Genomic DNA, 17,508 nt, shown 5'->3' with positions numbered 1-17,508 from the left:
TCAGCGCGCAGCGTTGCGGTCGGTGATCATTTTCGGGGTGATGAAGACGAGCATTTCGGTTTTGTTGGCAGTGCGAGTGCGCGTCCGGAACAGGGCGCCCACATAAGGCACCTCGCCAAGAACCGGGATGCGCGACTCGTCGGTGGATTCGGTGAGCTCGAAGATACCACCGATGACGACCGTGCCGCCGTTCTCGACCAGCACCTCGGTCTGCACGTGCTTGGTGTTGATCGCGAAGCCCGCAGTGGTGGGCTGACCCACCGTGTCCTTGTTGACGTCGAGCGTCAGGATGATGTTGCCCTCGGGCGTGATCTGCGGGGTCACCTCGAGCTTGAGGTTGGCCTTGCGGAACGCGATCGAGGTAGCGCCGCTGGATGTCGCGACCTGATACGGCAGTTCGGTGCCCTGCTCGATCAGCGCCTTGGTCTGGTCGGCAGTCACGACACGCGGACTCGACACGACCTTGCCCTTGCCATCGGCTTCGAGGGCGGAGATTTCGAGGTTCAGCATGCGCGAGAAGCTGGAGTTGAACAGCGAGATCGCGAAGGTGCCGGGCGCATTGCCGTTGCCGGAAACGCCGGTGGAGGGCAGGTTCACGAAGTTGGAGTTCGTGAAGACCGTCGTCGCGGTCGAAGGATTGCCGTTCACACCCGGGGTCACGATCGGCATCACGCCGGCATTGCCAAAGACGTTGCTGCCGTTGACCGAGCCGACCGAGCCGCCCGCGATACCGCCGCCGAGCTTCACGCCGAGCGATTTGCCGAAGGTGTCGGAGGCTTCGACGATGCGGGCCTCAATCAGCACCTGGCGCACCGGGATGTCGAGCTTCTGGATCAGTTCCGCCACCTGCAGCAGGCGCGACGGGATGTCAGAAACGAACAGCTGGTTCGTGCGCGCTTCGGCGATCACGCTGCCGCGCGGGCTCAGGATACGGGTGGTGGAGCCACCGCCGCCGCCGCCACCGCTCTGGACGCCGGTGCCGGTCAGGCCGCGGGCGATTTCGAGCGCCTTGGTGTAGTTGAGCTGGAAGGCCTGGGTGCGCAGCGGCTCCAGGTTCTGGATCGCGGCCTGGGCCTCGAACTCCATCTTTTCCTTGGCGTTGATCTCGTCCTTGGGCGCGATCCACAGCACGCTGCCGTTCTTGCGCATGCCGAGGTTCTTGGCCTGCAGGATGATGTCGAGCGCCTGGTCCCAGGGCACGTCCTTGAGGCGCAGCGTGAGCGAACCGGCCACCGAGTCGGAGGTCACGATATTGAAGTTCGTGAAGTCGGCGATCACCTGCAGCAGCGAGCGCACCTCGATGTTCTGGAAGTTCAGCGACAGCTTCTCGCCGTTGTAGCCGATGCCCTGCGTGAGCTTGGTCGGATCGATCTTGCGAGGACGAACCTCGACCACGAACTGGTTCTCGCTCTGGTAGGCGCTGTGCTCCCATTCGCCGCGCGGCTCGATCACCATGCGCACGCGGTCGCCCACCTGCTGGGTGGTCACGAGTTGCACGGGCGTGCCGAAGTCGGAGACGTCGAGGCGGCGGCGCAGGCCCTCGGGCAGGGTCGACTTGGTGAATTCGACCACCAGGTTCTTGCCCTGCTGGCGGATGTCGACGCCGGTCTGGTTGTTGGCCAGGTCGACGATCACGCGGCCGGTGTTGTCGCTGCCGAGACGGAAGTCGACGTCACGCAGGGGCAGCGTGTCGCGGTTGCGGTTCTCGGCGAAGGCAGCGGGCGTCGAGGTGACTTGCGCCGCGCCGACCACCGGCTCGAGCGAGACCAGCAGAGACTTGCCCTGCACCTCGGTGCGGTAGGCGGTGGCCTGCTTGAGATTGAGCACGAGGCGCGTGCGTTCGCCGGCCTGCACCACGTTGACCGAACGCAGGTTGCCCTGGTTGACCTCGATGGCGGAGCGGCCGATGGCGTTGGTGACGCCGGGGAAGTCGAGTGCGACACGCGCCGGCGACTGGATCGCGAAGCCGGCAGGCGCTGCCGCGAGCGGCTGGCTGAAGTCGATGCGGACCACTTCGGCGCCCGACTGCATCGAGCTCGTGACCGACTCGATCGCGTTCTGCGCGTGCACCACCGCCGCCGCGCTGAACGCGATGACAGCCGCACCGGTCAGGCGCAGCCACTGCGCGAGCTTGGAATTTAGTTGGTTCATTTCGCCTTCTCTTGCAACTGCAGCGTCGCCACGCGTTCGATCCATTCACCGGCGGCGTCCTGCACGATTTCACGCAAGCCGAGTTCGGTTTCGCCGATACGGGTGATTCGCCCGTAATTGAGTCCGAGGTAGTTGCCCACCCGCACCTGATAGAGGAGCTTGTCGACGCTGATCAGCGCGACCGGCTGGCCATTGCGGCTCAGGCTGCCGACCATCGCCATGGAGTCGAGCGGGAAAGACTCGAGCGCCTCCTTGCGGCGAGCGAGTTCCGGCGCGATCAGGCCCGACGTGCTCGGCTGTGCCGAGTCGCGGCGCAGCGCCTGGGTCAGCTTCTGCATGTTGAACGGGTCGAAGGCCGCCGCTTCGGTGTAAGCCTGGGGCGTGAATTTTTTCGGCTCGCTGATCGGCGGCACCGTGGGCTTGACCTGGGCCCGCTGATCGGCCATCCAGCGCTGGAGGTCCTGCTGCTCGGAGTTGAAGCAGCCGGAAAGTGCGAGCGCGCCGAGGGCGAGCCAGAGGAGGCGCAGCGTTCTCATTTCTTCTTCGCTCCCGGAGCTGCGGCGCGCTTCTGCGCGGCCTGCTCTTCCTCGTCGAGGTAGCGGTAGGTGCGCGCGGTGGCATCCATGACCAGGGTGCCGTCCTTGTTGGGCGAGACCGACAGATTGTTCAGCGTCACGATGCGCGACAGGTTCGCGATGTCGGCGGCGAACGAGCCCATGTCGTGATAGCGACCGGTGACGCGCACGGCGATCGGCAGCTCGGCGTAGTAGTCCTTCACCGAGACCTGACCGGGGCGGAACAGCTCGAACTGCAGGCTGCGGCCGAGGCCTGCCTGGTTGATGTCGGACAGCAGGGCATCCATCTCGGCCTTGCTGGGCAGTTGCTTCTCGAGCAAGGTGACGTACTGCTGGACCTGCTCGCGCTGCTTCTTGAGCAGATCGAGGTTGGCGGCCTGCGCGACCTTCTTCTGGAAGTCGGCGCGCAGCACGACTTCCTTGGCGCGCTCAGCCTCGAGTTCGTCGTTCGAGTTGGTGAGCCAGACGAACCAGAGGGCAGCCAGCACCGCCACCGCCACCGCGACGCACAGCGCATAGCGTGGCACCGGCGGCCACATCGACGGGTCGTTGGGGTTCAGTCCCTGGAACTGCTGCGTGAGCCGGCGCATGGACAGCGCCAGGTCGAAGCTTCGGGCGGGGCGTTTCTTGGCCATGCGCGCTTACCCCTTCGCCTTGGCTGCGGCAGCCGCAGCGGGCTTGGCACCGGCAGCGCCGGCAGCTGGTTTCTGTGCGTCCGTTGGCCGCTTGAGGCCGATGCGCATCTTGAAGTTGGCAACCCGGCGCTGGTCGCGCGGGCTGAGGTTGACGGTCGACGAGGTGATCTCGATCAGCTCGGGCTTGACCAGCCACGGGCTGCTGTTGCCGAGGTTGCGCAGCAGTTCGGAGACACGCTCGTTCGACTGCGCCATGCCCTGCAGCGTGACGGTCTGGTTGTCCTGCTTCATGCTCGTGATGTAGACGCCGTCGGGCAGCTGGCGCACCAGCTCGTTGAGCAGGTGCACCGGCAGGTTGCGGTCGCCCTGCAGGTCTTCGACCGCCTGCTGGCGCGCGCGCAGGGCCGCGATCTCGGCCTGCAGCGTGGAGATCTCCTTGATCTCGACCTCGAGCTTGGTGATTTCGGTCTTGAGCAGCGTGTTTTTCGACTGCTGGCCCGAGATCTGGGCCTGGAACCACAGGAAGGCGCCACCCGCGATCAGCGCACCGATGACGGCCGAGAAGCCCAGCGTGGCGTAGAAGGTCTCGCGCCGGCGCTTGCGCGCAGCCTCCCGGTGAGGGAGCAGATTGATGAGGATCACTGCAGGAACCTCCGCATCGCGAGGCCGCAGGAAGTCAGATAGGACGGCGCTTCGCGTCGCACCTTCTTCTCCCGGATGCCGCTGCCGATTTCCATGCCGTCGAAGGGATTCACGAGCGAGCAGGCAAAGGAGGTCTGACGGGTGACAGCGCTCGTGAGCCCCGGCAACGCCGCCGAGCCACCGGCCAGCAGGACGTAGTCGACCCGGTTGTGCGGCGTGCTCGTGAAGAAGAACTGGAGCGCCCGTGCAATTTCCTGGGCGATGCTGGCCACGAAGGGCTTGAGGACGCCCGCGGCGTAGTCTTCGGGCAGTTCGCCGCTGCGCTTCTTGGCCTCGGCCTCTTCGGCCGAGAAACCGTACTGGCGCACGATGAGCTGCGTCAGCTGGGCGCCGCCGAAGGCCTGGTCGCGGTCGTACAGCACTTCCTGGTTGCGCAGCACCTGCATGCTGGTCGTGAAGGCGCCGACTTCGAACAGGGCGACCACGGCGTCCTCGCCGCGGCCCGGCAGCTGCTCGATCAGGCGCGCAGTGGCAAGACGGGACGCATAGGACTCGACATCGAGGATCACGGCCTTGAGCCCCGACGCCTCGGCCAGGCCCTGGCGGTCCTGGACCTTTTCCTTGCGCGATGCGGCGATCAGCACTTCGACGTCGCCGGCTGAATTGGCGCTCTGCCCCATGACGCAGAAGTCGAGGCTCACTTCGTCGAGCGAGAACGGGATGTACTGGTTGGCCTCGGATTCCACCTGGATCTCGAGTTCCTGCTCGCTCAGGCCGCCGGGCAGGATGATCTTCTTGGTGATCACGGCCGAAGGCGGCAAGGCCAGAGCGACGTTCTTGGTGCGGGTGCCGCTCTTGCGCACCACCCGGCGCACGGCCTCGGCGACCTCGTCGAACTTCTCGACGTTGCCGTCCGTGATCCAGCCGCGTTCCAGCGGCTCGATCGCACAGCGCTCGAGCACCAACTTGCCGCTCGCGTCACGGCCCAGCTCGACCAGCTTCACGCTGGAGGAACTGACGTCCAGCCCGAGCAGAGGCGCAGGCTGGCGGCGAAACAACGATCCGAAAGCAGTCAAGTTCGATCCCATCCGTTTGTAACGATTGGAAATAATTGCGTGTGGTTGCATGCTAGCAGCAGCCGCAATGGCGTCCAAGTGGCGAATCCACGCGGAGTGAGCATTCGTTGTCAAAAGTCGACGTAACCGTTTGGAACTGCAACTTCCGTCACAAATACGAGTACTTGGGTCCTAACTGATACCAAGCGGGCTGGGGCGTGCGGGGCGTTTTTATAATGCGGACAGACTCCCACAGCCTCCATGCCCGAAACCTCTCGACCCAAAGGGCCTGCAAAGGCTCCCGTTCCCAAGAAGCGCTCCGCCTGGCTGACATGGTTGCTGCGGATCATTTTCTGGAGCCTGGGCCTGGTGGTCGCAGGCGCCGTGGCCATCGCCTGCCTGATCGCGGTGGCGCTCGCGGTGGCGTATCCGAACCTGCCCGACATCTCGGAGCTGTCCGACTATCGGCCCAAGCTGCCGCTGCGCGTCTTCTCGGCAGAAGGCATCCTGATCGGCGAGTTCGGCGAGGAGCGCCGCAACCTGACGCCGATCGCGACCATTCCGAAGGTGATGAAGGATGCCGTGCTCGCAGCCGAGGACGCGCGCTTCTACGACCATGGCGGCGTCGACTACAAGGGCATGCTGCGCGCCGGCCTTGCCAACATGAATCGGGCCAAGAGCCAGGGCGCCTCGACCATCACGATGCAGGTGGCGCGCAACGTCTACCTGAGCTCGGAGAAGACGCTCACGCGCAAGATCTACGAAGTGCTGCTGACCTTCAAGCTCGAGCACCTGCTGAGCAAGGACCAGATCTTCGAGATCTACCTGAACCAGATCTATCTCGGCAACCGGGCCTACGGGTTTGCGGCTGCATCCGATGCGTACTTCGGCAAGCCGCTGTCGGAGATCACGATCGCGCAGGCGGCGATGCTGGCCGGCCTGCCCAAGGCGCCGGGCGCCAACAACCCGGTCAACAACCCGGCGCGCGCGCGCGGGCGCCAGCTGTACGTCATCGACCGCATGCAGGAAGCGGGCTTCATCAGCGCCGAGCAGGCGAGCGCGGCACGCAAGGAAGAACTGCACCTGCGCGACGCCGCCGACCCGACCCGGCTGCATGCCGAATACGTGGCCGAGACCGTGCGCCAGCTGATGTATGCGCAGTACGGCGACAGCACCTACACGCGCGGACTCAAGGTCTACACCACGCTGGTGGCGGCCGACCAGGCCGCGGCGTACAGGGCGCTGCGCAAGGGCATCATGGACTACGAGCGCCGCCAGATCTACCGCGGCCCCGAGAAGTTCGTCGACCTGCCCACCGATGCGGCGGCGCTCGACGAGGCGGTCGACGACGCGCTGGCCGAGCATCCCGACAACGGCGACGTGATGTCGGCCGTCGTGCTCAAGGCCAACGCCAAGGAGATCCAGGCCGTGCGCGGCAACGGCGACGCGGTGCAGATCACCGGCGAGGGCCTGAAGCCGGCGCAATCGGGCCTTTCCGACAAGGCGCCGCCCAACATCCGGATCCGCCGCGGCGCGGTGATCCGGGTGGTCAAGACGCCCAAGGGCGCCTGGGAGATCACGCAGCTGCCCGAGGTCGAAGGCGCCTTCGTCGCCATGGATCCGCGCGACGGCGCGATCAAGGCCATGGTCGGCGGCTTCGATTTCGACAAGAACAAGTTCAATCACGTGACGCAGGCCTGGCGCCAGCCGGGCTCGAGCTTCAAGCCCTTCATCTACTCGGCGGCGCTCGAGAAGGGCTTCACGCCGAGCACCGTGATCAACGACGCACCGCTGTTCTTCGATGCCGGCACCACGGGCGGCCAGCCCTGGGAGCCCAAGAACTACGACGGCACCTTCGAGGGCCCGATGTCGATGCGACGCGCGCTCATGCGGTCGAAGAACATGGTCTCGATCCGGATCCTGCAGTCGATCGGCACCCGCTATGCCCAGGACTGGGTGACCAACTTCGGCTTCGAGCGCGAGAAGCACCCGGCCTACCTGCCGATGGCGCTCGGTGCCGGCTCGGTGACGCCGATGCAGATGGCCACCGCCTATTCCGTGTTCGCCAACGGCGGCTACCGCGTGAATCCCTATCTCGTGACGCGCGTGACCGACCACAAGGACAAGGTCCTGGTCGACAAGCAGCCGCCGCTGCTCAACGAGACATTGCGGGCGGTGCCGCAGCGCAACGCCTTCATGATGGCCAGCCTGCTGCAGTCGGTGGCCAGCGGCGGCACGGCCGCCAAGGCGCAGGCGACCCTCAAGCGCACCGACATCTACGGCAAGACCGGCACCACCAACGATTCGCTGGACGCCTGGTTCGCCGGCTTCCAGCCGACGATGGCGGCAGTCGCGTGGATGGGCTACGACACGCCGCGCAAGCTCGGCGACCGCGAGACCGGCGGCGGACTGAGCCTGCCGATCTGGATCAACTTCATGGAGACGGCCATCAAGGGCGTGCCGGTGGCCGAGGTGCCCGCTCCGCCGGGCGTGGTCAACGTCGGCGGCGAGTGGTACTACGACGACTACGCACCGGGCCGCGGCGTCGCCAGCCTCGGGGTGGACAGCGGCCCGCCGGTGCCGGCGGAAGCCGTGGCCGCGCCGCCGATCAGCGCCCCGGCACCGGTCGAGGAACGCAGCCGCATCCTCGATCTGTTCAGGAACTGAAGACCAGCGGCTGGCCACCCTGGGCGGTGGCCTCGCGCGAGAGATTGGCGAAGAACTCCTCGCCGGTCTTGGTGTCGACCCAGGCCCTGCCGTCGTGGCGGTAGTGGTAGCCACCCGAGCGTGCGGCGAGCCAGATCTCCTGCAGCGGCTTCTGCAGGTTCACGATCAGTTGGCTGCCGTTCGCGAAGCTGATCGTGATCATGCCGCCGACCCGCTGGTTGTCGAGGTCGACGTCGGTGGCGTCGTTGAGGCGGTCGCAGCCGCGTTCGATCGCGGCCAGGGCGGCCTCGGCGCGGTCCATGTACTCGGGGTCGGTCATTACAATTTCACCATGTTGAATGTTCGTCAAATTCTAGTGAGCGCCCTTGGCCTCGCGGTCCTAGGGGTCGCATTGACGGCCTGCGGCCAGCGCGGGGCGCTGTACCTGCCGACCGATCCGATCGCCAAGGACCGCACCACCCTGCCCGGCCTGCTCCTGCCCACGCCCGCCGTTGAGCCCGACCCGGCGCAAAAGGCACCCGCGGCCGGCAGCACATCGGCGCCCGCAGCCCAACCCGTTGCGCCCCCCGCCGCATCCCCCGTCGGCAGCACCCCCGCCGGAGCCGCCCGATGAGCAAGCCGCACCATCTTCCCGGCCACCCCCACATCGCTCGCCGCGACGGCGAGCTCCATGTCGAAGGCCGGCCGCTGTCTGCGCTCGCGCAGGAATTCGGGACGCCCCTCTTCGTCTATTCGAGGCAATGGATGCTCGACGCCCTCGCTGCCTATCAGCGCGGCTTCGAGGGCCGCGACGCCATGATCTGCTATGCGATCAAGGCCAATTCCTCGCTCGGCGTGCTGCGGGTCTTCGCCGAGGCCGGCTGCGGCTTCGACATCGTCTCGGGCGGCGAGCTCTCGCGCGTGCTCGCGGCCGGTGCAGACCCCTCCCGCGTGATCTTTTCCGGCGTCGGCAAGACCCGGGCCGAGATGCGCCAGGCGCTCGAGGCCGGCATCGCCTGCTTCAACGTCGAGAGCGAGGCCGAGCTCGACGTGCTCGACGAAGTCGCACGCGAGCAGCCCGGGCGGCGCGCCGGCGTCAGCATCCGCATCAATCCGAATGTCGATCCGAAGACGCATCCCTACATCTCGACCGGCCTCAAGGGCAACAAGTTCGGCGTCGCGCACGACCGTGCGGTCGCGATCTACCGCCATGCCGCTTCGCTCGCGGGCCTGCAGGTGCTCGGCATCGATTGCCACATCGGCTCGCAGATCACCGAGTCGGCACCCTACCTCGAGGCGCTCGAGCGCGTCCTCGACCTGGTGGAGGCCATCGAGGCTGCGGGCGTGCCGCTGCATCACCTGGACTTCGGCGGCGGCCTGGGCATCGACTACAACGGCGACACCCCGCCGGCCGCGGACGCGCTGTGGAAGCAGCTGCTCGCGCGCCTCGATGCGCGCGGCTTCGGTGGCCGCAGGCTGATCGTCGAGCCGGGCCGCTCGCTGGTGGGCAATGCCGGTGTCTGCGTGACCGAAGTGCTGTACCTGAAGCCCGGCGAGGAAAAAAACTTCTGCATCGTCGATGCGGCGATGAACGACCTGCCGCGTCCCGCGATGTACCAGGCCTTCCACCAGATCGTTCCGGTGGTCGAGCGCGCTGCTGCGGCCGCCGTGAGCTACGACGTGGTCGGCCCGATCTGCGAGAGCGGCGACTGGATCGGACGCGACCGCACGCTGCAGGTCGCCACCGGCGACCGGCTCGCCGTGCTCTCGGCGGGTGCCTACTGCATGGCGATGGCAAGCAACTACAACACCCGCGGCCGCGCGGCCGAGGTGCTCGTGAGCGGCAGCCACGCCACCCTGATCCGGCGCCGCGAGACCCTCGACGACCAGCTGCTGGCCGAACGTTTCTAGCGCAGGCCCGGCGCGCTCACTTGCCGGGCTGGATGCGCGGCGCAGCGCGCGTTGCTGCACCCTTTCGCTTGCCGAGGAAGTTCCAGACGCGCCAGCCCAGCAGCAGCGCGATGATGCCGGCATAGACGAAGACCTCGGCGAAGTTGTTCTTGCCGGCGCGCATCCAGAAGAAGTGCAGCAGCCCGAGTCCGGCTACGAGGTACACCAGCCGGTGCAGCGCCTGCCAGCGCTTCGCGCCCATGGCCTTGATCGCCCGGTTGAACGAGGTCGCGGCCAGCGGCGTCAGCAGCACGAAGGCCGAGAAGCCGACCAGGATGAACGGCCGCTTGGCGATGTCCCGGGCGATGTCGGGCACGTCGAAGCCCATGTCGAACCAGCCGTAGCTCAGCAGGTGAATCACGACGTAGAAGTAGACGAACAGGCCCAGCATGCGGCGAAAGCGCGCCAGCGCGTTGACCCCGGTCATGACCCGCAGCGGCGTCACGGCCAGCACGATGCACAGGAAGCGCAAGGTCCAGTCGCCGGTAGCGCGGATCAGGTGCTCGGCCGGGTTGGCCCCGAGGCCATCGGTGAACGCGCCGTAGACCAGCCATGCGAAGGGCAGCAGGCACAGCACGAACACGATCGGCTTCGCGGCCGGGTGCAGCAACAGCTTTTTCACGGGTCCCTTGGGTCTGTTGTTGGCGGAGCACGAGCCGGTGCGCGGTTACTTGGTCTGTCCCGCAAGTCTCAGTAATTCTTCTTCAAGTCCATGCCGGCGTACATCTGGCCGACCTGGGCTTCGTAGCCGTTGAACATCAGCGTCTTGTTGCGCTTGGCGAACAGGCCGCCGCCATCGCCGATGCGCCGCTCGGTGGCCTGGCTCCAGCGTGGATGGTCGACGTTCGGGTTGACGTTGGAATAGAAGCCGTACTCCTGCGCCGCGGCCTTGTTCCAGGCGGTGCCGGGCTCCTTCTCGACGAAGCGGATCTTGACGATCGACTTGGCGCTCTTGAAGCCGTATTTCCACGGCACCACGATGCGCACCGGCGCGCCGTTCTGGTTCGGCAGCACTTCGCCGTACATGCCGAAGGTCAGCAGCGTGAGCGGGTGCATCGCCTCGTCCATGCGCAAGCCCTCGGCATAGGGCCAGTCGAGCACGCGCGAGCCGACGAAGGGCATGGTCTTGGGGTCGGCCAGCGTGAGGAACTCGACGTACTTGGCATTGCCCTGCGGCTCGACCTTCCTGATCAGCTCGGCGAGCGAATAGCCGACCCACGGAATGACCATCGACCAGCCCTCGACGCAGCGCAGGCGGTAGATGCGCTCTTCCTGCGCGCTGAGCTTGAGCAGGTCCTCGATGCCGTACTTGCCCGGCTTCTTGACCAGGCCCTCGACCTCGACCGTCCAGGGCCGCGTCTTGAGCGTGCCGGCATTCTTCACGGGGTCGCCCTTGTCGGTGCCGAACTCGTAGAAGTTGTTGTAGCTGGTCGCGTCCTTGTAGTCGGTCAGCTTCTCCATGGTCTGCGCGCCCGGCACCGCGGATTTCGCGCCGACGAGGGGCGCCAGCTTGCCGGGCGCCGCGGCCTGCGCCAACGCGTCGCGCGCGGCCCACGAGGCCATGGCGGCACCGGCGACACCGCCGGCCATCCAGCGCAGCATGTCGCGCCGGCCCTCGTAGACGCCGCGCGGCGTGATCTCGCTCGAGCGCGGATGGTGGAAGCCGTCGTCGCGGGAATGAATCAACATGGAATGCCTTTCGCCTGAAAACGCTCAGTCAGGGTGAGTTCGTTGCCAACCCCGATCCGGTTACGCACGAAGCGCACCGCCGGATCATTCCATGCCCCGGGCCTGCGTGCCCGCTACAGCGTGCCGTAGCTGTGCAGCCCGCTCAGGAACATGTTGACGCCGAGGAAGGCGAAGGTCGTGACCGCCAGCCCGCCGAGCGCCCACCAGGCGGCCACGGTGCCGCGCAGGCCCTTCACGAGCCGCATGTGCAGCCAGGCCGCGTAGTTGAGCCAGACGATCAGCGCCCAGGTCTCCTTCGGATCCCAGCTCCAGTACCCGCCCCAGGCGTCGGCCGCCCACAGCGCGCCGAGCACCGTGGCGATGGTGAAGAAGGCGAAGCCGACCGTGATCGACTTGTACATGACGTCGTCGAGCACCTCGTTGGCCGGCAACCGTGCCGCGATGCGCTTGCGCCCCATCAGGATGCCGGCCGCGATCAGCGCCGAGATGGCGGCATAGCCGACCCAGTAGCTGCCGCCGGCCTCCTGCACGCGCTGGCGGAAGGCCACCGGCACGAAGCACAGCGCCACGCCGAGCAGCCAGATCGGCGTGAGCTTGTACCAGCGCGTCTCGTGCGCCTGCTCCTTGATCAGGTAGGCGAAGGCAACCATGGCGGCGAGCGCGAAGGTGCCGTAGCCGATGAAGTTGGCCGGCACGTGCAGCTTCATCCACCAGCTCTGCAGCGCCGGCACCAGCGGCTGGATCTCGTGGGCGTCGCGCACCAGCGTGTACCAGAGCAGGAAGCCGACCGCGGCGCTGACCACCAGCATCACGAAGGCGCCCAGCGCGCGCGTGCCGTAGCGCGCTTCGAAGTAGAGATAGAAGGCCGCCGTGAGCCAGCAGAACAGCACGAAGACCTCGTACAGGTTGCTCACGGGGATGTGGCCGATGTCGGGGCCCAGTTGGTGGCTCTCGTACCAGCGCACCATGGTGCCGATGAGCGCCATCGTGACCGCGGCCCAGGCCAGGCGCGAGGCGATCAGGTCCATGGCATCGCCCTGCCTGCCGCTGAAGAAGCCGATCCAGTAGAACAGCGTGCTCATGAAGAACAGCACGCTCATCCAGAGGATGGCCGACTGGCTCGAGAGGAAGTACTTGAGCTGGAACACCGTGTCCGCACGCGCCAGGTCGCCCTGGTAGGACACGATGGCCAGCAGCGCCGCGGCCGCGACCACCATCGCGAGCACCTGCAGCGGGCGCCAGAACCAGCCGAGCCAGATGGCGGCCGGCACGGTCGCCACGAGGATGGCCTTTTCGTAGACGTCCATTGCCGCGTGGTAGCGCGAGAAGGCGAACAGGGCGCCGACCAGCACCAGCAGCGCGAACACCCAGTCGAGGGCGTTGCGGCGTGAAAGCCAGCTGTCGTTGAGCGTGAGCGTGGTGGTGGTCATGACGCGTTGTCTTTCGTGAGGGCGAGCAGCCTGAGCTTCAGGTGCTCGAATTCGCGGTCGCTGTCGATGGTCTTGCGGTTGACCGAGAAGGCCAGAGTGGCGGCGCTGCCGGGGGCGCCTTCGCCGTCGTTCGAGAGCCAGACCCAGAGCCGGCGCTCGCGCACGTACAGCATCGCAAAAATGCCCACGATCAGCAACAGGCAGCCGAGGTAGACCACGTTCTTGCCGGGCGCCCGTGCAACCTGGAAGACGCTGGCCTGCACCTGCTTGAAGTCGGTCATCGTCATCGCCACCGGGGCCGGGTAGAAATGCGCGTCGCTGATCGCGAGCACCGCCTGCGTGAGATAGAGCTGCGACTTCTCGTCGGCCGGCATGGCGGCCAGCCCGGCTTTCTCGCGGCTCAGGTTCAGCACCTCGAACAGCACGTCGTTGAGGATTCGCACCAGCACCGAGGCGGCGCGCTCGCGCTCGGCCTCCGGGACGTTCGCTTCCATGAATTCGGCCACCGCCTGCCAGCCGCCGGCGCTCACGGCATCGGCCTTGGCGCGCTCGGCGCCTGCGAACAGTGCCAGCGCACGCGCCGCCGAGCCGCGCAGCTGCGCCGCCAGTTCGGGGCGCTTCGGATCGGTGGTGCGCGCGATGTAGCGATCGATCGCTCGCGCGCGCAGGTCGGCATCGGCCAGCGCCGCGCGCATGCGCACGAAGCCGTCCATCGAGCCCTGCTCGTCGGCCGGCACCCGCAGGTAGCGGAACGGATCCTCGGGCCGCTCGCGCACGCCGAGCAGGAACACCGGCTGGCCGTCGCCGGTGTCGACCGGCACCATGTAGTTCTGGAACTCGCGCGCCTGGCCCGCGGCATCGCGCAGCTTGTAGCCGATGCTGGGGCCGATGTTGCGCAGCACCTTGGGCTTGTTGACCTTGTTGGCAGCGCCCAGGCGCGACTCGATCCCGTTGCGCAGGTCGACCTTGCGCACGTCGGCGCCGCTGGTCAGCGCACCGGCGTTGCCATCGGCGAAGTTCTCGACGTTGATGACGCGCAGCGACACCAACTCGAGTGTCAGGCGGTCGGTGCCGTTGGTGATCTCGCTGCTGCCGCCGATGGTGCCGTCGACCTCGAAGGGCCTGGCGGACGCGGCCATCGGCACCGCCTTGAGCTTCACGCTCGAGCCGCCGTCGTCGAAGCTCGACTGGTAGATCTCGACGCCCTTGTAGCTGGCAGGATGGTTGACCTCGATGCGCTTGGGAAACTGCTCGCCAGTCACGCGGTCGTGCAGCACCACTTCGCTCGCGAACAGCTTGGGCATGCCGGTCGAGTAGTAGTCGACCACGAACTTCTTGAGCTCGATCGAGAACGGCAGGTCCTGCAGCAGCACGCCGTCGGCCTGGTTCAGGATGGCGACACTCGAGCGCGCACCCTCGGGCACCAGGATGTTGCCGCGGAAGGTCGGGTTGCGCGGCGACAGGCGATGCTCGGGCGCGACGTCGGCGATCAGGCCGCCGCCCTGGTAGACGCTCTTGCCGTTGAACCAGGTCTGGGCGCGCACCACGAGGTCGCCGTCGAACAGGCCGCCGATGCAGATCAGCACGATCGCGCTGTGCGCCGCGATGTAGCCCAGCTTGTGGGCGCCGCCCGCGCGCGCCGCGACCATCCAGCCATTGCCGTCGCCCACGCCCTCGCGCTGCTGCAGCTTGACCTTCCAGCCGCCGCCCGCGAGCAGTTGCCCGATGCGCCGGGCTGCCGCCTCGGGCGTCTCGTCCAGCCGGGCCTGCGCCCGCTGGCCGAAGGCCTTGAGGCTGCGCACCCGGATGTCTTCCTTGTAGTTCCGGAGGTCGCCCAGGATGCGCGGCGTATTGCGCGCGATGCACAGCGAGGTGCTGATGACGAGGAACAGCAGGATCAGCAGGAACCACCAGGCGCTGTAGATCGCGTCGAGGCGGGCGGCGCGGAACAGCTCGGCCCAGAACGGCCCGAACTGGTTGACGTAGTTGCCGAAGGGCTCGTGCTGCTTGAGCACGGTGCCGATGATCGAGGCGATGCAGATGATGGTCAGCAGCGCGATCGCGAAGCGCATCGACGAGAACAGTTCCACCGCCGCCCGGACCGCCTGGGGTCCGCGCCGCACTCGAAGGCCGTGGGTGGAAACTGACATGGAAGGCGCGGTTCGGAAAATGAACAAGGCGGGCCATCCTTGCCGGATGGACCCGCCTTGTTAGGAGTTTGTTATCGGCGGTAGGTTCAGTGTCGGGAGGAGAGCTTTCAGCGCAGGCCGGCGATGTAGTCGGACACCGCCGTGATTTCCTTGTTGCTGAGCTTGGCCGCGACACCGGTCATGACCGGCGAATTGAGGCGTCCGCCCTCGCGGAACAGGTTGAGCTGCTGCGCCGTGTAGTCGGCGTGCTGGCCACCCAGGCGCGGGTACTGCGCGGGAATGCCGGCGCCATTGGGGCTGTGGCAGCCGGCGCAGGCCGGGATCTGGCGGTCGGCGACGCCGCCGCGGAAGATGCGCTCGCCGAGGCCGACCAGGTCCTTCTCCTTCGAGAAGCCGGGCTTGATCTTCTTCGAGGCGACGAACCAGGCGATGTTGCGCATGTCCTCGTCCGACAGGGCCGAGGCCAGCGGCTTCATGATCGCGCTCTTGCGCTTGCCGGACTTGAAGTCCTGCAGCTGCCGGTAGATGTATTCGGGGTGCTGCTGCGCCAGCTTGGGGTTGGCCGCGATCGCCGAGTTGCCGTCGGCGTTGTGGCACGAGGCACAGCTCTGGCTGTTGGCCGGAGTCGCATTGAAGATGGTGTCGCCCTTGGCTGGATCAGGCTTGGCCGCCTTGGGAGGCGCCTCGGCTGCGGCCGGCTTGGCGGCAGGCGCGTCAGCCGAGAAGCTGACACTGGCGGCGGCGCCCAACAGGGCTGCAAGCATGATTTTGGCAAACAACTTCATATCGGGGGCTTGGATTTATGGCGCAAAACCCGGCGATTCTACAATGGCGCCCCATACCGAAAGCTTGATCGATGACCACCGCGCCGCGGAAGCCCGCCCCCAGCTACTCCCGCAAGACCAGCGTGGCAGACCCGGAAGCCGCCGAACGCGCCCGCGTCGCTAGGGGCTGGCTGCACACCGCACACTTCCTCACGAGCGCTCCCCAGCTCGAGCACCTGCCGCCCTTCGAGCTGCCCGAGATCGCCTTCGTGGGCCGCTCGAATGCCGGCAAGTCCACCGCCATCAACACCCTCACGCAGCAGCATCGGCTGGCCTTCGCCTCGAAGACGCCGGGCCGCACGCAGCACATCAACCTGTTCGGCGTCGGCAAGCAGAAGGTCGACGATGCGGTGCTGGCCGACCTGCCGGGCTACGGCTATGCCGCCGTGCCCAAGGAAGCCAAGCTGCGCTGGCAGCGCGTGATGGGCAACTACCTCATGACGCGCGAGAACCTGCGCGGCGTGGTGCTGATGTGCGATCCGCGCCATGGCCTGACCGAGCTCGACGAGATCCTGCTCGACGTCATCCGTCCGCGGGTCGAGCAGGGCCTCAAGTTCCTCGTGCTGCTGACCAAGTCCGACAAGCTCACGCGCGCCGAAGGCGCCAAGGCACTGTCGATTGCGCGACTGCAGGCCGGCGGCGGCGAGGTCAAACTGTTCTCGGCCCTGAAGCTGCACGGCGTCGACGAGGCGGCCGAGCTGCTGTGGCGCTGGGCCCATCCCGAGGGCGTCCAGCCGCCCGCGGGCGCCGAGCCCGAGACCGAACCCGTCGACGAGCAGCCCTGACCGACAGCGCGCAGGCTCCCGTCGCCCCGACGACAACCAAGGAGACACGCGTGATCGAGACCTTTTCCCGGGCACTGCCCAACGGCACCACCCTGAGCTGCCGCGCCACCGGTGCACCGGGCCGGCCGTTGATGGTGTTCCTGCACGGCTTCCCCGAGGCCGCCTTCATCTGGGACCCGCTGCTCGAATACTTCGCCGATCCCGCGCACGGCGGCTATCGCTGCATCGCGCCCAACCTGCGAGGCTTCGAGAAGTCGAGCTCGCCGACCGAGGTCGAGGCCTACCGCGCCCACCTGCTGGTGCAGGACCTGGCGCAGCTGGCCGAGACCGAGGACCCGGCGGGCCGCATCGACACGCTGGTCGCGCACGACTGGGGCGGCGCCTTCGGCTGGGGCTTCGGCAACAGGCACGCCGACCGGCTCGGGCGGCTCGTGATCGTCAATTCGCCGCATCCGGGCACCTTCGCGCGCGAACTCAGCCGCGAGCCCTCGCAGCAGGCCGCGAGCGCCTACATGAACTTCCTCGCGCGGCCCGATGCGGAGGCCCTGCTCTCGGAAGACGACTACCGCCGCATGTGGCCCTTCTTCCTCAACATGAAGGCGGGCGCCGAAGGCTTCGGCTGGCTCACCGAAGCGGTCAAGGACCAATACCGCGAGGTCTGGGACGCGGGCCTCACGGGCGCCTGCAACCTCTATCGCGTGACGCCGCTGAAGCCCGCGCTGCCCGGCCAGCCGGCGCACGAGATCCCGATGCCGCCGCCCGAGAAGGTTCGCGTCGAGGTGCCGACGCTGGTGCTGTGGGCGCTCGACGACATGGCGCTGCTGCCGGGCCTGCTCGAAGGCCTGGACGCCTACGTGCCGAAACTCGAAGTCGTCAAGGTGCCGGGCGCCACGCACTGGATCGTGCACGAGCAGCCCCGGTTCGTCGCCGAGCAGATCGAGGCCTTCCAGAGCAGGCGCATCGACTGACCCGCGCG

The 17,508-nt window shown here is 67.1% G+C and carries 16 protein-coding genes; 5 read left to right on the top strand and 11 right to left on the bottom strand.

Annotation, left to right across the window (positions count from 1 at the left end; translation table 11 throughout):
* Genes QTH87_RS02980 through QTH87_RS02960 form a run of 5 tightly spaced genes read right to left on the bottom strand, consistent with a single transcriptional unit; the run spans position 1 to position 5,079 of the window.
* Positions 1–2,151 (bottom strand): type IV pilus secretin PilQ, encoded by a 2,151-nt coding sequence (locus QTH87_RS02980; RefSeq protein WP_286606740.1) that lies wholly within the window; start codon positions 2,149–2,151, stop codon positions 1–3.
* Positions 2,148–2,687 carry a pilus assembly protein PilP gene (locus QTH87_RS02975; protein WP_286606737.1) on the bottom strand — a complete coding sequence of 180 codons (540 nt, stop codon included), beginning with the start codon at positions 2,685–2,687 and terminating at the stop codon, positions 2,148–2,150. Before QTH87_RS02975 ends, QTH87_RS02980 begins: the two co-directional genes overlap by 4 nt.
* Positions 2,684–3,361 (bottom strand): type IV pilus inner membrane component PilO, encoded by a 678-nt coding sequence (locus QTH87_RS02970; protein ID WP_286606735.1) that lies wholly within the window; start codon positions 3,359–3,361, stop codon positions 2,684–2,686. The genes QTH87_RS02975 and QTH87_RS02970 overlap by 4 nt, the downstream gene beginning before the upstream one ends.
* A gap of 6 nt (positions 3,362–3,367) precedes the next feature.
* A complete protein-coding gene (locus tag QTH87_RS02965) occupies positions 3,368–4,003 on the bottom strand; it encodes a PilN domain-containing protein (protein WP_286606733.1) in 636 nt (211 codons plus the stop codon).
* A complete protein-coding gene (locus QTH87_RS02960) occupies positions 4,000–5,079 on the bottom strand; it encodes a pilus assembly protein PilM (RefSeq protein WP_286606731.1) in 1,080 nt (359 codons plus the stop codon). The genes QTH87_RS02965 and QTH87_RS02960 overlap by 4 nt, the downstream gene beginning before the upstream one ends.
* Before the next feature lie 240 nt (positions 5,080–5,319).
* On the opposite strand from QTH87_RS02960, the gene QTH87_RS02955 reads away from it, so the two are divergent.
* Positions 5,320–7,725 (top strand): penicillin-binding protein 1A, encoded by a 2,406-nt coding sequence (locus tag QTH87_RS02955; RefSeq protein WP_286606730.1) that lies wholly within the window; start codon positions 5,320–5,322, stop codon positions 7,723–7,725.
* On the opposite strand, the gene cyaY is transcribed toward QTH87_RS02955, so the two are convergent.
* Positions 7,715–8,044 carry an iron donor protein CyaY gene (cyaY, locus tag QTH87_RS02950; protein ID WP_286606729.1) on the bottom strand — a complete coding sequence of 110 codons (330 nt, stop codon included), beginning with the start codon at positions 8,042–8,044 and terminating at the stop codon, positions 7,715–7,717. The genes QTH87_RS02955 and cyaY overlap by 11 nt on opposite strands.
* Before the next feature lie 12 nt (positions 8,045–8,056).
* On the opposite strand from cyaY, the gene lptM reads away from it, so the two are divergent.
* Entirely contained in the window at positions 8,057–8,338 is a 282-nt protein-coding gene (lptM, locus tag QTH87_RS02945) for an LPS translocon maturation chaperone LptM (protein WP_286606727.1), read from the top strand.
* Positions 8,335–9,615, top strand: coding sequence for a diaminopimelate decarboxylase (gene lysA, locus QTH87_RS02940; RefSeq protein ID WP_286606725.1), 1,281 nt, complete (start codon positions 8,335–8,337; stop codon positions 9,613–9,615). The genes lptM and lysA overlap by 4 nt, the downstream gene beginning before the upstream one ends.
* A 16-nt stretch (positions 9,616–9,631) precedes the next feature.
* Here lysA and msrQ read toward each other — a convergent pair whose 3' ends face one another.
* The 5 genes from msrQ to QTH87_RS02915 all read right to left on the bottom strand — a co-directional run bounded on the left by msrQ (position 9,632) and on the right by QTH87_RS02915 (position 15,708).
* Complete coding sequence (msrQ, locus tag QTH87_RS02935) at positions 9,632–10,276, bottom strand: protein-methionine-sulfoxide reductase heme-binding subunit MsrQ (RefSeq protein WP_286606723.1); 645 nt, start codon at positions 10,274–10,276, stop codon at positions 9,632–9,634.
* A gap of 68 nt (positions 10,277–10,344) precedes the next feature.
* Positions 10,345–11,343: a protein-methionine-sulfoxide reductase catalytic subunit MsrP gene (gene msrP, locus QTH87_RS02930; RefSeq protein WP_286606722.1), complete on the bottom strand. Its 999-nt coding sequence runs from the start codon at positions 11,341–11,343 to the stop codon at positions 10,345–10,347.
* Positions 11,344–11,456: 113 nt separating this feature from the next.
* A complete protein-coding gene (gene ccsB, locus QTH87_RS02925; protein WP_286606720.1) occupies positions 11,457–12,773 on the bottom strand; it encodes a c-type cytochrome biogenesis protein CcsB in 1,317 nt (438 codons plus the stop codon).
* Positions 12,770–14,923, bottom strand: coding sequence for a cytochrome c biogenesis protein ResB (locus tag QTH87_RS02920; RefSeq protein WP_286606718.1), 2,154 nt, complete (start codon positions 14,921–14,923; stop codon positions 12,770–12,772). Before QTH87_RS02920 ends, ccsB begins: the two co-directional genes overlap by 4 nt.
* 107 nt (positions 14,924–15,030) lie before the next feature.
* A complete protein-coding gene (locus QTH87_RS02915) occupies positions 15,031–15,708 on the bottom strand; it encodes a c-type cytochrome (protein WP_286606717.1) in 678 nt (225 codons plus the stop codon).
* Positions 15,709–15,779: 71 nt separating this feature from the next.
* On the opposite strand from QTH87_RS02915, the gene yihA reads away from it, so the two are divergent.
* Both yihA and QTH87_RS02905 read left to right on the top strand, forming a co-directional pair.
* Positions 15,780–16,532, top strand: coding sequence for a ribosome biogenesis GTP-binding protein YihA/YsxC (gene yihA / locus QTH87_RS02910; protein ID WP_286606715.1), 753 nt, complete (start codon positions 15,780–15,782; stop codon positions 16,530–16,532).
* Positions 16,533–16,582: 50 nt separating this feature from the next.
* Positions 16,583–17,500 carry an alpha/beta fold hydrolase gene (locus QTH87_RS02905; RefSeq protein WP_286606714.1) on the top strand — a complete coding sequence of 306 codons (918 nt, stop codon included), beginning with the start codon at positions 16,583–16,585 and terminating at the stop codon, positions 17,498–17,500.
* The last annotated feature ends 8 nt before the right edge of the window (positions 17,501–17,508 follow it).

Source organism: Variovorax jilinensis (genome assembly GCF_030316885.1).
Classification (GTDB): domain Bacteria; phylum Pseudomonadota; class Gammaproteobacteria; order Burkholderiales; family Burkholderiaceae_C; genus Variovorax; species Variovorax jilinensis.
The sequence above is the reverse complement of the archived record's forward strand: the minus strand, read 5'-3'. Positions and strand labels throughout refer to the sequence as shown.

Coding starts and splice junctions, on each gene's coding strand:
- yihA (WP_286606715.1), top strand. CDS start 15,780: ATGACCACCGCGCCGCGGAAGCCCGCCCCCAGCTACTCCCGCAAGACC.
- cyaY (WP_286606729.1), bottom strand. CDS start 8,044: ATGACCGACCCCGAGTACATGGACCGCGCCGAGGCCGCCCTGGCCGCG.
- msrP (WP_286606722.1), bottom strand. CDS start 11,343: ATGTTGATTCATTCCCGCGACGACGGCTTCCACCATCCGCGCTCGAGC.
- lptM (WP_286606727.1), top strand. CDS start 8,057: ATGTTGAATGTTCGTCAAATTCTAGTGAGCGCCCTTGGCCTCGCGGTC.
- QTH87_RS02915 (WP_286606717.1), bottom strand. CDS start 15,708: ATGAAGTTGTTTGCCAAAATCATGCTTGCAGCCCTGTTGGGCGCCGCC.
- QTH87_RS02980 (WP_286606740.1), bottom strand. CDS start 2,151: ATGAACCAACTAAATTCCAAGCTCGCGCAGTGGCTGCGCCTGACCGGT.
- QTH87_RS02975 (WP_286606737.1), bottom strand. CDS start 2,687: ATGAGAACGCTGCGCCTCCTCTGGCTCGCCCTCGGCGCGCTCGCACTT.
- ccsB (WP_286606720.1), bottom strand. CDS start 12,773: ATGACCACCACCACGCTCACGCTCAACGACAGCTGGCTTTCACGCCGC.
- QTH87_RS02920 (WP_286606718.1), bottom strand. CDS start 14,923: ATGTCAGTTTCCACCCACGGCCTTCGAGTGCGGCGCGGACCCCAGGCG.
- QTH87_RS02970 (WP_286606735.1), bottom strand. CDS start 3,361: ATGGCCAAGAAACGCCCCGCCCGAAGCTTCGACCTGGCGCTGTCCATG.
- lysA (WP_286606725.1), top strand. CDS start 8,335: ATGAGCAAGCCGCACCATCTTCCCGGCCACCCCCACATCGCTCGCCGC.
- QTH87_RS02955 (WP_286606730.1), top strand. CDS start 5,320: ATGCCCGAAACCTCTCGACCCAAAGGGCCTGCAAAGGCTCCCGTTCCC.